General features: G+C 55.8%; 14 protein-coding genes. 2 read left to right on the plus strand and 12 right to left on the minus strand.

Annotation, left to right across the window (positions count from 1 at the left end):
• Nucleotides 1–2 precede the first annotated feature (2 nt).
• The 3 genes from ABVF61_RS10045 to ABVF61_RS10055 all read right to left on the minus strand — a co-directional run bounded on the left by ABVF61_RS10045 (nt 3) and on the right by ABVF61_RS10055 (nt 2,460).
• Nucleotides 3–764 (minus strand): hypothetical protein, encoded by a 762-nt coding sequence (locus tag ABVF61_RS10045; RefSeq protein WP_353993375.1) that lies wholly within the window; start codon nt 762–764, stop codon nt 3–5.
• 166 nt (nt 765–930) lie between these two features.
• Nucleotides 931–1,692: a hypothetical protein gene (locus ABVF61_RS10050; RefSeq protein ID WP_353993376.1), complete on the minus strand. Its 762-nt coding sequence runs from the start codon at nt 1,690–1,692 to the stop codon at nt 931–933.
• Between the two features lie 105 nt (nt 1,693–1,797).
• Nucleotides 1,798–2,460, minus strand: coding sequence for a hypothetical protein (locus ABVF61_RS10055; RefSeq protein WP_353993377.1), 663 nt, complete (start codon nt 2,458–2,460; stop codon nt 1,798–1,800).
• A 261-nt stretch (nt 2,461–2,721) separates the two neighbouring features.
• Between ABVF61_RS10055 and ABVF61_RS10060 the strand changes: the two genes are divergently transcribed.
• Both ABVF61_RS10060 and ABVF61_RS10065 read left to right on the plus strand, forming a co-directional pair.
• Nucleotides 2,722–3,408, plus strand: a complete 687-nt coding sequence (locus ABVF61_RS10060) for a DUF2270 domain-containing protein (RefSeq protein ID WP_353993378.1) — start codon at nt 2,722–2,724, stop codon at nt 3,406–3,408.
• A 762-nt stretch (nt 3,409–4,170) separates the two neighbouring features.
• Entirely contained in the window at nt 4,171–4,608 is a 438-nt protein-coding gene (locus tag ABVF61_RS10065) for a GNAT family N-acetyltransferase (protein WP_353993379.1), read from the plus strand.
• A gap of 30 nt (nt 4,609–4,638) precedes the next feature.
• Here the strand turns inward: ABVF61_RS10065 and ABVF61_RS10070 are convergent, their stop codons facing one another.
• The 9 genes from ABVF61_RS10070 to ABVF61_RS10110 form a co-directional block, all read right to left on the minus strand.
• Nucleotides 4,639–5,313 carry an MIP/aquaporin family protein gene (locus tag ABVF61_RS10070; RefSeq protein WP_353993380.1) on the minus strand — a complete coding sequence of 225 codons (675 nt, stop codon included), beginning with the start codon at nt 5,311–5,313 and terminating at the stop codon, nt 4,639–4,641.
• Between the two features lie 14 nt (nt 5,314–5,327).
• Nucleotides 5,328–5,816, minus strand: coding sequence for an arsenate reductase ArsC (locus tag ABVF61_RS10075; RefSeq protein WP_353993381.1), 489 nt, complete (start codon nt 5,814–5,816; stop codon nt 5,328–5,330).
• 29 nt (nt 5,817–5,845) lie between these two features.
• Nucleotides 5,846–6,199, minus strand: a complete 354-nt coding sequence (locus ABVF61_RS10080; RefSeq protein ID WP_353993382.1) for an ArsR/SmtB family transcription factor — start codon at nt 6,197–6,199, stop codon at nt 5,846–5,848.
• A 49-nt stretch (nt 6,200–6,248) separates the two neighbouring features.
• The gene (locus ABVF61_RS10085) at nt 6,249–7,589 is read right to left on the minus strand and encodes an MFS transporter (RefSeq protein ID WP_353993383.1); all 1,341 of its coding nucleotides are present in this window, start codon (nt 7,587–7,589) and stop codon (nt 6,249–6,251) included.
• Between the two features lie 75 nt (nt 7,590–7,664).
• Nucleotides 7,665–8,495, minus strand: a complete 831-nt coding sequence (locus ABVF61_RS10090; protein ID WP_353993384.1) for a dipeptide ABC transporter ATP-binding protein — start codon at nt 8,493–8,495, stop codon at nt 7,665–7,667.
• A gap of 1 nt (nt 8,496) precedes the next feature.
• Nucleotides 8,497–9,333, minus strand: a complete 837-nt coding sequence (locus ABVF61_RS10095) for an ABC transporter ATP-binding protein (RefSeq protein ID WP_353993385.1) — start codon at nt 9,331–9,333, stop codon at nt 8,497–8,499.
• A 3-nt stretch (nt 9,334–9,336) separates the two neighbouring features.
• Nucleotides 9,337–10,266 (minus strand): ABC transporter permease subunit, encoded by a 930-nt coding sequence (locus tag ABVF61_RS10100; protein ID WP_353993386.1) that lies wholly within the window; start codon nt 10,264–10,266, stop codon nt 9,337–9,339.
• Between the two features lie 17 nt (nt 10,267–10,283).
• Nucleotides 10,284–11,291 (minus strand): ABC transporter permease subunit, encoded by a 1,008-nt coding sequence (locus ABVF61_RS10105; protein WP_353993387.1) that lies wholly within the window; start codon nt 11,289–11,291, stop codon nt 10,284–10,286.
• A gap of 117 nt (nt 11,292–11,408) precedes the next feature.
• Nucleotides 11,409–13,013, minus strand: coding sequence for an ABC transporter substrate-binding protein (locus ABVF61_RS10110; RefSeq protein ID WP_353993388.1), 1,605 nt, complete (start codon nt 13,011–13,013; stop codon nt 11,409–11,411).
• Nucleotides 13,014–13,238: the final 225 nt, after the last annotated feature.

Genomic DNA, 13,238 nt, shown 5'->3' on the forward strand with positions numbered 1-13,238 from the left:
CCTCAGGCGAAAACGTCAGCCTCGGCAACAGGCAGTTCGCCGCGCTCTTCGAGATCCTTGAGATAAGCGCGGCAAACGACAACCGAAAACACCGCAAAGCTGTAGCCGGCCACCAGCTTAACGATCAGCAAGACGACCCCGCCAGGTATGTTGGGTGTTCCCTGAAGTGTAATCGGATCTGATCCGATACCGGTGTTCTCGAAAAAGATCAGCAGCGCAAACGCCAGTGTTGCGAAGGAACCGGCACCGAGCAGGATCCGGGGGAGCAAATATCCTGCCTGCCGGAATGATCTGCTGACGGCGGCTCCGATGCCGGTACTAACGCCGATCAGGTGTGCGGGAAAAACAGTCCCGAAAAGAAACATGGCGGCAAATGCGACGACGCCACTGGAAAGCAGCGTAACGCCGAGGAATAAATCCTGATTCTGCGAACTGTTCGGTGCTGCCGACATGGCGCCGAATACAACGACCATCGCGATGATGAAGACCGGCAGGTAGAGCAACAGGATGTATCGCAGCATGAAGCCGGTGTATTTCTTACCCGTATCTTTCGATTTAAGATCCAGTCCAAGCAAGGTCGCGCAAATGTAAAAGACGATAGCAGACTCCACAAAAGCACGTGCAACCGTTAGTCCGCTCCCAAGATCATAAACAACGCTCACCGCTTCAAGAATGTAGATCACGGCAATCATTGCGAAAAAATACTTCCAGCAGGCGACAATTGCCGCAAACGCTTGTGAGAAAATGTTCAACTCGGAATTCAAGACACACCTCTAAATTGCAGGACGAAACAGAGTTAGGCCACAGATCGCATTCATTTTCAACGCTTGCGCGAAGTGCTTGCCAAACGTCGAGCTCGATGGCTGGCTCGGTGCAATCTGATTCAGGACAGCGTTGCCCGCAGTCGGGAGACACACTGGTTAAAGCGCCCTAAGCAAACACTTCAGCATCATGCTCGGGATGGTCTCCGTATTCCTGTACATCCCGCAGGTAGGCGTTTTTTGAAATCACCATGAAAACCGCTTCGCCGAAAACATACAATGCGCCGGAAGTCAGCATCAGCAACATACTGAACGCGTCAGGCTCCCCGGAATAAGTGAGTTGCTGGAAATCAGGCCCGGTCAATTGCGCTTCCACATACAACGAAGCCCCTAGAAACGAGATGGGAAAGAAAATTCCAACAAATCTGGGCAGCAGATATCGGGTCTGTCGAAATACCCTCTCCAAAGTCGTTCGAAGACTGTCGGATCTACCCAGAAGCATCGCTGGAAACAGGGTGGCGAAAAAATAATACGGAAAATACAAACAGAACGTCGTCGAGACGTAGTAACCGATCCACCAGTACCCTCGATCCTGCGTTTCTGAAGATGCCGTCTCAAAGAGGATCGCAACAAGCTCTGACGCGCCCACCGGGATCAGATGGATCAACAAAAACACCCAGATCGCGAACCTGGCAAACTCTTTTAGCCCCCTATGCGGATTACGCACTTCCAACAGTTTGAAATAGAAAAAATACCAGAAGATCATGCCGCCGGGCGCGAAGAACAAACTAAAGTACCAGGTGTCTTCAAGCTGCATATCCAAAATCGAAAGGGCGTAATCCATCACAAGAAACGCCAGCACCAGCCACAGCAGCGAAAACAACGTTTCGTAGGTTTCTGAGAACAAATCTCTATTCTGCTTCTCGTCCATCGCCTCGCACCGTCGTCTTTACTGTTAATTGAAAATTTCAGCGGAATAACAACCTGAAACAAACCGGCGCAGATGCACATTGCATCAAGGCCCTGCATTTGAAGGTCAATTCGTTTTTGTAACCTCAAAGCCGTCCAGCAGATCCGCGACCTCGACCATGAAAGCCGAAATGTCGGACGGAAAACGCTCGGGGATCGTGCTCACCATGTAAACGAAGTCCCCGCGTTTCCATTCGCACGTGGTGTAAGTCTGGTGCTCCGTACAAGTCTCCTCGGGCGCGGCACCACCCTTGCCGCGGTTGAAATCAACGGCTTTCCCGACTGTGATCAACTGGTCCCTGGTTTTGTATCGTGGCTCAAGATCCGGAAACGAAACGCTCACCCAAAAATACTTGCCACCGGGCTCGGAGCGGCCGTTGTAAGGCCCATAGTACCAGGGGATTTCGTGCCGGGTTTCGGCGAGCCAATACGTTTCTCGATAATTGCCCTCAATACGTGGAAGCAGCGGCAACAACGTTGCGAACGCAATCAAAACCAGACCAACGATATAAGGCCTGTTCTTGAGAGGTCTGCGCCACAGCCAAAATAGAAACATCATCAGCGCGATCGGGATCGGAGCGAGAAGCGCAGCCTCCTTGACCAGACGCAGCGCATCACCTTTTACGGACATGGGGAAATAGGCGGCTCTCACAAAATAACTAATGAGCATCCAGCCATTCCAGATGGCGGACAATAGGGCTGCAAACCAGAAAAGTTTGGAATAACGCATAATGGTGCTCAATTAGTCAGGCCGCTGCCAAAGCGCAAGCGGGGCAATACCTGTAAAAACGCACTTGCCTGCTGCAAAAGAGCATGTTTCGCGAGCCGCCTGAAGCAAGACATCAAACCTGATGCGTTTTCCGTTCCCGATTTGGCTGGAACTGTGAGGGCTTACAAGGTCCGCTGCAATGCCGGTAAGCCAGGGCTCTCGAACTCGACCGCTTGTCTTTTTCGCCCTAAGCTGAACTTGAGTGATAAAAAGGTCTGGCGCATGACGGAGGAAAAGTCAGAGGAGGAGTGGCCCAAGCAGGACATTGAGTCCGGCACTATCGGCGCGCTCGCCCACCTCTATCGCGCCGAAGTCTTCCGCAGCACCCATTGGCGCACACGGCTTGACAACACGACCAATTGGGCGGTCGTCACAACGGGCATTGCCCTCTCGGCCACCTTCGCCAATCGCGAAGCCTCTCCCCTGCCGATGGTGCTTGTCGGCCTGCTGGTCACGGTGTTCCTGATTTTCGAGGCAAGGCGCTACCGCTACTACAACATGTTCCGGGCGCGCGCGCGTTTGATGGAGTCCGATTTCTACGCGCCGATCCTTTACGGGAAAAAGGTCCCATGGAACGGCAGATGGGCCAAAATGCTCGCAGACGATTACGAAACGCCGCACTACCACATCAGCCTCGTGCGGGCGGCCGGGCGCAGGCTGCGCAGCAACTACTCCTGGATCCTGGCGATCCAGGCAGTTGCCTATTTCGGCAAGCTGGCCATTCACCCTGTTCCGCTTACAGAACTCTCAGAAGCGTTTGAACGGGCAGCCATCGGGCCGGTTCCCGGTTACTTTGTGTTTCTCGCCGGCGTTGTTTTTCACACCAGCTGGATTGTCTTCGCTGTGGTCACGCTGCGCCTCGATAAAAGCTACCGCAAGAAACGCAAGTCACCGATGCAGGCGATTTGAGCGCTTTGTTTTCGATCGTCTCTTTTCGCGACAAAGTTACGCTAAGGTCTGCATTCAATCGCCAAACTGATATCCAAATCAGCTGCAGCTTTGCTTAAGTTGGCTGAGCTGTCCCCGACCCTTATCAAGCACAAACGGGACATTCCCCCCCGCAAGCTTGAATGGATCACCTGCACAAGTGAATCGGACGCCGAGACTGTTCTTGTTTGCCGACTTGCAATCCCATTCACCCAGGTACCTGTTTGCAACAGGATTGTAGACGTTGGAGGCGTACTTGAAGCAAATCTCGGCTCCATCCTTTTCTGTTTTCCAGCGCCCTGGAACAGACCCGGAATTTCCTGGATACCAAAGATGAGAACGGCCGCTGGAAGCGTAATACTCAACCTGGATGCCGTGGCCACCGCCAACGTAGCCGACTGTTTGACCGGCGAAGGAAAGCGGTTCACTCGATGTTTGACAGGAACCAAGACAAATGGCGGCAAGCACACCCAAAGCGCGAGTTTTCAAGTTTTACCCCACAACACGAAATTGAACGCGACCAGCTCTAATGCAATTGGATTACACTCACAAGATGCAATCTATGGTGTACTGAAAGCTCGTCGCGCTGATACTTTTATAAAGAGATTGAAAAAGCTGAAGTCTGCGCGGATAGGCGAAGATACGCCTATCCGCTTCGAAACGAGGCCTGTTCGTGGAACGCTCTTGACGCGGCTTTGCAGACCGGTTGATGCTGCAGCCATCCGGTTAGCATGCGGAAAAGAGATGGCTTACGTTGAAATCTCGTTTGTCGAAGAGGCGGACAGCAAGGCTGTCACCGCAACCATCGAGGACCGTCTGCTTCAGTCTTTGGCGGAAGAAAACGAGCAGTCGAACAATGAAACCTTCGTGCTGAAGGCGACTGACGAAACAGGTAAAATTCTGGGCGGGCTGAGCGCAAGCACGTCCTATGACTGGCTCTTGATCAAACTCTTGTGGGTGGACGACAAGGTGCGCGGCGCGGGTTTGGGGCGCAGACTGGTTGAACTGGCCGAACACGAAGCACGGCGGCTCGGATGCAACGCCGCCTGGCTGGATACCTCCAACGAAGCGGCACACAGGTTCTACCTCGGTCTCGGCTACGAGGACTTCGGTGTCCTGGCCAACCCGCCGAACCGGCGCCTGTCTTCCCACCGGCGCTGGTTCATGAAGAAGGATCTGTGACCAGCCTTTTGCGACACCTGTTGCCCGGGTTCAGTCCGTCGATTTTTCAGATGTCAGCAGCCAGGAAAACAGGGCGAGTGCCAGCGCAGCGCCGATAAATTCGGCAACGATAAAGCCGGGCAGATCAATCGGCCGAATACCGGCAAACGTGTCCGTAAAGGCGCGCGAAATCGCAACCGCGGGATTGGCGAAGGACGTCGATGCGGTAAACCAGTAGGCGGCCGTGATGTAAAGACCGACCAGCCAGGGAACCGCTGCTTCACGAAACCGGATACCGGCCAGGATGCTTGCAAGCAGTCCGAACGTCGCAACCACTTCAGCCACCCATTGACCGCCGCCGGTGCGCACGGTTGTCGAGGCCTGCAGGATCGGCAATTCGAACATGACGTGGGCAATCAGTGAGCCGCAGATACCTCCGAGGATCTGAGCGACGATATAGCTGACCCCCTCGGACACGCTCAGCTGCCGTTTCAGCCAGAACACGAACGTCACCGCCGGATTGAAATGTGCGCCCGAGATAGGTCCCAAAATGGTGATCAGAACCACAAGGATCGCGCCGGTGGGGATCGTGTTTCCGAGCAATGAAACGGCAACATCATCTGAAAGTTTATCGGCCATGATACCGGAACCGACAACGGTTCCCACAAGCATGGCGGTTCCGAGCGCTTCGGCGGTCAAGCGCCTCGACAGGCTGAATTCTGACATGAAAGGTTTCCAGTTTAGTCGGCGATGGCACCAATGGCAGCGAGCTGTGTTTTTCCGTTTTCGGCATCGAATACATCGTCACCGAGAGCGAGCATGTCGTTGATGCGCCGCTCCAGCCGCTTGTAGGCCAGATCGAACGCCGCTCCGCGGGCTGTGTCGTCACCTTCAACGGAGGCGGGATCCGGAATGCCCCAGTGGACAACCATCGGATGCCCGGGCCAGACGGGGCAGGCCTCGCCGGCGGCGTTATCGCAAACCGTGATTATGAGATCCATTTTCGGGGCGTCGACGCCTGCAAACTCTTCCCAACTCTTGGAACGGAAACCGCCGGACGGCAGCCCGTGACGTTCCAGACACGTCAGTGCGTCCGGATTGACGGTTCCCCGGGGTGTCGACCCGGCCGAAAAGGTGGCGAATTTTCCCTGTCCCAGATGACGAAGCAATGCTTCACCCAGAACCGAGCGCGCGGAGTTTGCGGTGCATAAAATCAAAGCGTTACGCATTATCGGATTGCCCCACCTAGATGGTGTGATCAGAGCTTCTCGGGCTCTGAGCAGGTGTTTGAAACGGCGAGACTGGCGATCGGTGCGCAAAGCTCCGGGTTACCCCCACAACAGTCCTGCAAAAGGTAGGTGACCAGATATTGCATCGTCGTCAGGTCCGCTCGGTAATGAATGGAGCGCCCGTCACGTTCGGCCTGCACAAGTCCGGACCGCGACAGAGCGCCCAAGTGGGTCGACAGGGTGTTCGGGCGCACATTGAGAGCATCTGCGATGGCACCGGCAGTCATGCCTTCTTTTCCCGCTTTCACCAGCAAGCGAAAGACGTCGAGGCGTGTTTCCTGACCCAAGGCTGCCAATGCATTCAAGGCGTCTTCTTTTTCCATAATTCGAGAATACTCGAATTAACGAATAATGCAAGACTGAACCGACCCGCTATTTGCCGCGAAACGCAAAAAACGCGTGAACAAAAACCAGCGCGATGATCAGGGCTGTCACGCCGAAAACGAGTTCGTACCCACCGACCGCGAAAGCAGCGCTGGACGCCGCCAGACCCAATGTACCGCCGATCATCTGTGACGACATGGCAATGCCGCCTCCCTGACCGTGTTTATGCTCTGGCAACGCCTCAGATATGGCAGCTCGTGTCGGCGTGAACAGAAATGGAAAGGACAGACCCACAAAGAGCAGCCCGGGTGCGATCCAGACAACGCTGTTCAGGGGCGCCGTCAGCACGAGCCAGACATATCCGATGAAGATGCTCGCCAGTCCGAACAGGACCATTTGCCGTTTTGGCGTCCTGTCCGCTAGGCGCCCGCATAAAGCCGCGGTCGCCGGCTGCACGGCAGGTCCGATCATGACGACCAGCCCTGCCAGAAACGCGCTCAGTTTAAGATCGGTTTGGGCATAGAGTGCAACAAAAACGAAGACCGGCATCTTGGCGTATTGGGCCAGGAATATCGTCAGCGCACTGCCGGCAAAAACCGGTTCCTTGAATAGATCGACTTCAATGAGCGGCGTCTCGACAGTTGTCTCGAACCAGCTGAACAGCGTGAGCAACAGCAATCCGAGCGAAATCAGCGCCCAGATCAACAGACTGTTCCAGCCCAGACTGTCGGCTTCCATCAGGGCGAAAATCGCACTGAACATGCCAGCCGCAAGAAGCGCAAGACCGATCCAGTCGATCTTGCCGGCCGGCGGCCGTTTTACGTCGCGCCATGTCATCGTCACGATGACGCCGACGGCAAGCGCAACGAAAGGGTTGATCCAGAAAATCCAGCGCCACGAAATGAAGTCGGTGAAAAGACCTCCGACAAGTGGCCCGAGCGCCAGGAATGTCGTCCCGACAGCGCCGCTGGTGGCAAGCGCAGCGCCGCGCACTTCCTTCGGAAAGGTCATCGTGATCATGGCAAGAAACAGCGGAAAAATAATCGCCGCTCCCATGCCCTGCAGTGCTCGAAACAGGATCAGGGCGCTACCGCTCGGCGCAAAACCACATGCAATGGAAAAAGCCGTGAAGACGGTCAACCCGACCAGAAACACACGCAAGGTGCCGAAGACATCCGCCAGCTTTCCGCCAACGGCAACAAAACAGGCGAAGGTCAACAGGTAGGCATTCACCACCCAATGCGCATCATTGTCGTCCAGACCGAAGTCCTTCTGGATGGTCGGCAGAGCGATCCCGACAACGGTTTCGTCCAGAAGAACAAGACCCAGAACGCAACTGACCGACCACAACAGCCACGTCTTTCGGTTAGATTCCGTGATGAAATGCATCAGGCTCCCCAAGTCCACAAGGGGAGCCTATCCGAGTTTGCCAGGACCGTGAATGCGTCGTCTCAGTTCGCTGCGTCAGGCAGCCTTGGCCGCGAGACGCTTGCGGATACTCTCGACATCGGCGCGCGGCGTCGCGGCAAACAGGGTCTTGGTGTAGTCGTGCTTCGGATCATTGAACACCTCGTCACGTGTCCCGTATTCCACGACCTCACCAAAATACATCACCATGACCTTGTCCGCGATGTAGCGCACAACTGACAGGTCATGTGAGATAAACACATAGGTCAGCCCCATTTCGTCCTGCAGATCTGCCAGAAGATTGAGGATCTGCGCCTGGACGGACAGATCGAGCGCTGAAACCGGTTCGTCGAGCACAAGCAGCTTCGGCTTCATCATGATCGCGCGCGCAATCGCAATGCGCTGTCGCTGGCCACCGGAGAACATGTGCGGGTAGCGGCCATAGTGTTCCGGTTGCAGCCCGACTTTCTGAAGCATCTGCAACGCGAGATCCTGACGCTCAGCCGGTGGCATATCGGTGTTCAAGAGGAGCGGTTCTTCCAGAACGTGCCCGATCTTCTGCCTCGGATTCAGTGAGCCATAGGGGTTCTGGAAGACGATCTGAACCTTCTGCCGCATTTCCTTGGAGATGCCGGTCTTCGAAATGTCGATCGGCAAGCCGTCGATTTCGATCGAGCCGGAGGTCTGCGCGTCGATCATGGTCAGCATGCGCGCAAGTGTCGACTTGCCGCAACCGCTCTCGCCCACCACGGCAAGCGTCGTCCCGCGTTCAACGTCGAGGCTTACGCCCTTGACAGCCGTCAGCGTCGAGGCCTTCTTGAAGAGGCCTCCCTTGATGTCATAGGTCCTATAGACATCACGTACCTTGAGGATCACATCTTCGGACATATCAGAACCCTCCTGCTTCGGCGAAATCGCTTACGGTCGGCAGGCGATCACCGGTCGCGTTTTCCGGCAAGGCTGACAGCAAAGCCTTCGTGTAGGGGTTTTGCGGGCTTTCAAAGAGGGAAAGCACGTCCGCTTCCTCCATTTTGCGCCCCTTGTATTGAACGATCACACGGTCGGCGGTTTCTGCGACCACACCCATGTCGTGGGTGATCATGATAAGCCCCATCCCGCTGTCCTGCTGCAGCTTGACGAGCAGATCCAGGATCTGCTTCTGGATGGTCACGTCGAGCGCTGTCGTCGGCTCATCGGCGATCAGGAGCTTCGGCGCGCACGCAATCGCCATCGCGATCATAACGCGCTGGCATTGGCCGCCTGACATCTGATGCGGGAACGCATTGAGCCGGCCGGCGGGATCCGGAATACCAACAGAGGTCATCAAGTCGACCACGCGATCCTTGATTTGCCGTCCCTTCAGCTCCGTGTGCGCTTTCAGCGTTTCGCCGAGCTGGAAGCCAATTGTGAAGCAGGGATTGAGGCTGGCGATCGGCTCCTGGAAGATCATGGAAATGTCTTTGCCGATGACCTTGCGCCTTTCTTTCTGAGACAGCGTCCTGAGGTCCAGCCCTTCAAAGTCCATTTTGTCGGCTGTGATTGTGGCACTTCCCGGCAACAGCCCCATCGTGGCCAGCATGGCAACGGACTTGCCCGATCCCGACTCGCCGACAATCGCCAGCACCTCGCCCGGATCAACGGTGTAGTCGACCCCGTCGAGGGCCTTGAACGGACCCTTGGCCGTATCGAATTCCACCTTCAGGTTTCTGATTTCAAGAAGAGACATGCATCAGCTCCTCTTCAGTTTCGGATCGAGCGCATCGCGCAATCCGTCGCCGACCAGGTTGATGGCCAGAACGGTGATCAGAATTGCCAGTCCCGGGAACGTGACAACCCACCAGGCCCGGAGGATGAATTCACGCGCTTCTGCGAGCATCGTGCCCCATTCAGGTGTTGGTGGCTGTGCCCCCATACCGAGAAAGCCGAGCGCCGCCGCATCCAGAATGGCATTGGAAAAGGAAAGCGTCGCCTGAACGATCAGCGGTGCGAGACAATTCGGCAGGATCGTCTTGAACATCAGCCTGATGTGACCGGCACCTGCTACGCGCGCTGCAACGACATAGTCGCGCGAGCGTTCAGCGAGCACGGCAGCACGGGTCAGGCGCACGAAATGGGGTTGCAGGACGATGGCAATCGCGATCATGGCGTTGATCAGTCCCGGCCCCAGAATGGCGACAAGGACCAGCGCCAGCAGCAGCGAGGGGAAGGCAAGGATGATGTCCATCACGCGCATGATGAACGTGTCCACGGCACCGCGCATGTACCCGGCGACCAGCCCAATGGTGATGCCGCCGACAAGCGCGATGCTGACGACAACGACGCCGATAAAGAGGGAAAACTGAGCTCCGTAGATCAGGCGGGAGAGGATGTCCCGGCCAACTGCATCCGTTCCCAGAAGAAACTCGGCCTTGCCACCTTCCTGCCAGACAGGCGGCACCAGAAAGCTGTCACGATATTGGAAGTCGGGGTTATGCGGTGCGATGAATGCGGCAAAAACCGCCATCAGCACAAGCAGAACAAAGACTACCAACCCCACGACGGCACCCTTGTTTTGAGAGAAATAATACCAGAATTCAGCAAGCTGGGCCTTGGTTGCGCTGCGGCTTTCAGCTTCCAGTTTGGCGGTATCGGCCTTGGTGGCCGGGGAGGTCTCTGACATGTTCCTGGTCCCTCGGCTCAGTTGTGTCGGATACGCGGATTGATCAGGCCGTAGAGCACGTCCACGATCAGGTTGACCAGCATGATAATCCCGGCAATCAGGAGAAGACCGCCCTGAACCACGAAATAGTCACGGCGTGCAATACTGTCGACAAGCCATTTGCCGATGCCCGGCCACGAGAAGATGGTCTCTGTCAGGATCGCACCGGCAAGCAGCACACCGACCTGAAGACCGATCGTGGTGACCACGGGAATGAGCGCGTTGCGTAAAGCGTGCAGACCAATGACCGAGCGCGGCGGAAGGCCCTTTGCCCGCGCCGTTCTGACGTAGTCTTCCCCCAGAACCTCCAGCATTGCCGACCGGGTCTGACGTGCGATCACTGCCAGCGGAATGGTTGCCAAAACGATGGATGGCAGGATCAGATGCCGGACCGCGGAAATGAAAGCGCCCTTTTCTCCGGAGAGCAGGCTGTCGATCAGCATGAAGCCTGTGACCTGCGGAAAGAAGTAGAGCAGTGAGATCCTTCCGGAGACAGGCGTCCACTGAAGGATGCCGGAGAAGAAGATGATGAGCAGCAGACCCCACCAGAAAATGGGCATGGAATAACCGACAAGCGCCGTTCCCATGATGGCCTGGTCCGCGATCGATCCGCGTTTGACCGCTGCGAAAATACCGGCCGGTATACCCAGGCAGACCGCGAGGATGATGGCACAGAGCGCAAGTTCCGCGGTTGCGGGAAAGAGCGTCAGGAATTCGTCGAGGACAGGTTTCTTCGAGGCAAACGATGTGCCGAGATCACCCTGAAAGATGCCGATGACGTAGTCAAAATATTGCTGCCAGAGCGGCTTGTCGAAGCCCATCTGGGCCATGAGCTCAGCCTTGCGTTCCGGATCGATGCCGCGCTCGCCGGCCAAAAGATCAAGCGGGTCGCCCGGCAGAAGGCGTATGAAGGAAAACGCGACGAGGGTGACACCGAAGAACGTCGGGATCAACAGACCGAGACGGCCCAGAAGAAAGCGGAGCATGTCAGGTTCCAGACAAAGAAGACCTGCGGAAATTGACGCAATTCATGCAGATATTCGCAGGTCACAATACCAGAAGGCGCCGGCATTCCTGCCGGCGCCTTCCGAACTCAAGCGGCTTTACTCCGCAATGTCCACGCCTTTAAACCAGTGTCCACCTAGCGGGTCCATGACATAGCCGGTCACCTTGGAGGACATCGGCATATAGACCACGGAGTGCGCGATCGTCGCCCACGGCGCTTCTTCTTTAAAGATCGCCTGCGCCTCTTCATAAAGTTTAGTCCGCTCCGCTTTGTCCGTCACGGTCTTGGCTTTTTGAACGAGTGCATCAAACTCTTCGTTACACCACTGAGCACGGTTGGAGCCGCCAACACCATCACAGCCGAGCAGAACGGCGAGGAAGTTGTCAGGATCACCATTGTCGCCTGTCCAGCCGAGCAGAACAGCACCGTCACGGTCGACGTCCTTGGAGCGGGAGAGGTACTCACCCCACTCGTAGGTAACAATCTCGACATTTACGCCGACCTTGGCAAAGTCTGCCTGAATGACTTCCGCCATGCGGCGGGCATTCGGGTTGTAGGGTCGTGCAACTGGCATCGCCCAGACTTTCATGGACAGGTTCTCAACGCCGGCAGCGGCCAGCATTTCCTTGGCCAGATCCGGGTTGTAGTCGTCGTCCTCGATCGCCTCGTTATAGGACCACATGGTCGGCGGGATCGGGTTCTTGGCAGCCTGTCCGGAACCTTGGAAGACCGCGTCGAGGATTGCCTGCTTGTTGACCGCGTGGTTCAGCGCCTTGCGAACTTCCTTCTTGTCGAACGGAGCCACTTTGGTGTTGTAGGCAAGATAACCGACGTTCAGGCCTTGCTGTTCCAACATTGTCAGGTTGCTGTCGGCGCGAATATCTTCCAAGTCAGCCGGAGCAGGATGGATCATCACATGACATTCTTCAGCTTTCAGCTTCTGCAGGCGAACGGCAGCATCCGGCGTGATAGCGAAGATCAGGTTGTCGATCTTCTCCTTACCTTCCCAGTATTCTGGGTGTGCCGCATAGCGGATCACGGCATCTTTTTGATAACCTACAAAGGAAAATGGACCGGTGCCGACCGGCTGCTGGTTCAGTTGTTCCTTGGTCCCGGCTTCCGCCAGCTTGTCCGCGTATTCAGCAGAGAGGATAGAAGCAAAATCCATCGCCATATTGGCAAGCATCGGTGCTTCCGGACGATTCAAGACAAACTTGATCGTGTAATCATCTATTTTAACGATTTCCTTGATCAGGTCCGGCATGGACATGCCGTTGAAATATTCCCAGGCCGTGCCTGGGGTGTATTCATGCCATGGGTGATCCTTCTTCAGCTGACGCTCGAAGGAAAACAAAACGTCATCCGCATTGAAGTCACGGGAGGGAGTGAAGAAACTCGTGGTGTGGAACTTTACGCCTTTGCGAAGACTAAAAGTAAACTCCAGACCGTCTTCAGACACTTCCCAGCTTTCCGCCAACCCTGGTATAACTTCCGTCGTACCAAGCTTGAACTCGACCAGCCTGTTGTAAAGTGGACGTGAAGAAGCGTCCATGGTCGTCCCGGCGGTATATAGCGCCGTATCGAAGCCTTCCGGAGACCCCTCGGAGCAATAAACCAGGGTCTTTGCGGATGCACCAGTCGCTGCGATCACGGCGAGGCTGGCGCCAAGAAGGGTTGCCTTCAAGGATTTTTGGAAATTCATCAAACTGTTCTCCCCTTGATGAAGAGCATGGGCCTTGCATCATTGACGTGTGCAAAGGAGTTAAGCCCAAGCCAGGGCGAACTAAGGCTTTTTTTCGGCAGGAAATCAACTGCCAACATATTTCTAATTTTGCCCCTGTTTTGAAATTTTTTTGCTAGGTAAGCCATGCTGCCGTAACTTTTAACGCATCGACCCTCGCGCACGGAAATGTGATACCGCTGCGTA

The sequence above is a fragment of the Roseibium sp. HPY-6 genome, from assembly GCF_040530035.1.
Classification (GTDB): domain Bacteria; phylum Pseudomonadota; class Alphaproteobacteria; order Rhizobiales; family Stappiaceae; genus Roseibium.

What these genes read in the sequence shown, in the direction of transcription:
- ABVF61_RS10080 (WP_353993382.1), bottom strand. Translation starts at nt 6,199, where the DNA reads ATGGAAAAAGAAGACGCCTTGAATGCATTGGCAGCCTTGGGTCAGGAA.
- ABVF61_RS10065 (WP_353993379.1), top strand. Translation starts at nt 4,171, where the DNA reads ATGGCTTACGTTGAAATCTCGTTTGTCGAAGAGGCGGACAGCAAGGCT.
- ABVF61_RS10050 (WP_353993376.1), bottom strand. Translation starts at nt 1,692, where the DNA reads ATGGACGAGAAGCAGAATAGAGATTTGTTCTCAGAAACCTACGAAACG.
- ABVF61_RS10100 (WP_353993386.1), bottom strand. Translation starts at nt 10,266, where the DNA reads ATGTCAGAGACCTCCCCGGCCACCAAGGCCGATACCGCCAAACTGGAA.
- ABVF61_RS10110 (WP_353993388.1), bottom strand. Translation starts at nt 13,013, where the DNA reads ATGAATTTCCAAAAATCCTTGAAGGCAACCCTTCTTGGCGCCAGCCTC.
- ABVF61_RS10060 (WP_353993378.1), top strand. Translation starts at nt 2,722, where the DNA reads ATGACGGAGGAAAAGTCAGAGGAGGAGTGGCCCAAGCAGGACATTGAG.
- ABVF61_RS10105 (WP_353993387.1), bottom strand. Translation starts at nt 11,291, where the DNA reads ATGCTCCGCTTTCTTCTGGGCCGTCTCGGTCTGTTGATCCCGACGTTC.
- ABVF61_RS10055 (WP_353993377.1), bottom strand. Translation starts at nt 2,460, where the DNA reads ATGCGTTATTCCAAACTTTTCTGGTTTGCAGCCCTATTGTCCGCCATC.
- ABVF61_RS10095 (WP_353993385.1), bottom strand. Translation starts at nt 9,333, where the DNA reads ATGTCTCTTCTTGAAATCAGAAACCTGAAGGTGGAATTCGATACGGCC.
- ABVF61_RS10090 (WP_353993384.1), bottom strand. Translation starts at nt 8,495, where the DNA reads ATGTCCGAAGATGTGATCCTCAAGGTACGTGATGTCTATAGGACCTAT.
- ABVF61_RS10070 (WP_353993380.1), bottom strand. Translation starts at nt 5,313, where the DNA reads ATGTCAGAATTCAGCCTGTCGAGGCGCTTGACCGCCGAAGCGCTCGGA.
- ABVF61_RS10075 (WP_353993381.1), bottom strand. Translation starts at nt 5,816, where the DNA reads ATGCGTAACGCTTTGATTTTATGCACCGCAAACTCCGCGCGCTCGGTT.
- ABVF61_RS10085 (WP_353993383.1), bottom strand. Translation starts at nt 7,589, where the DNA reads ATGCATTTCATCACGGAATCTAACCGAAAGACGTGGCTGTTGTGGTCG.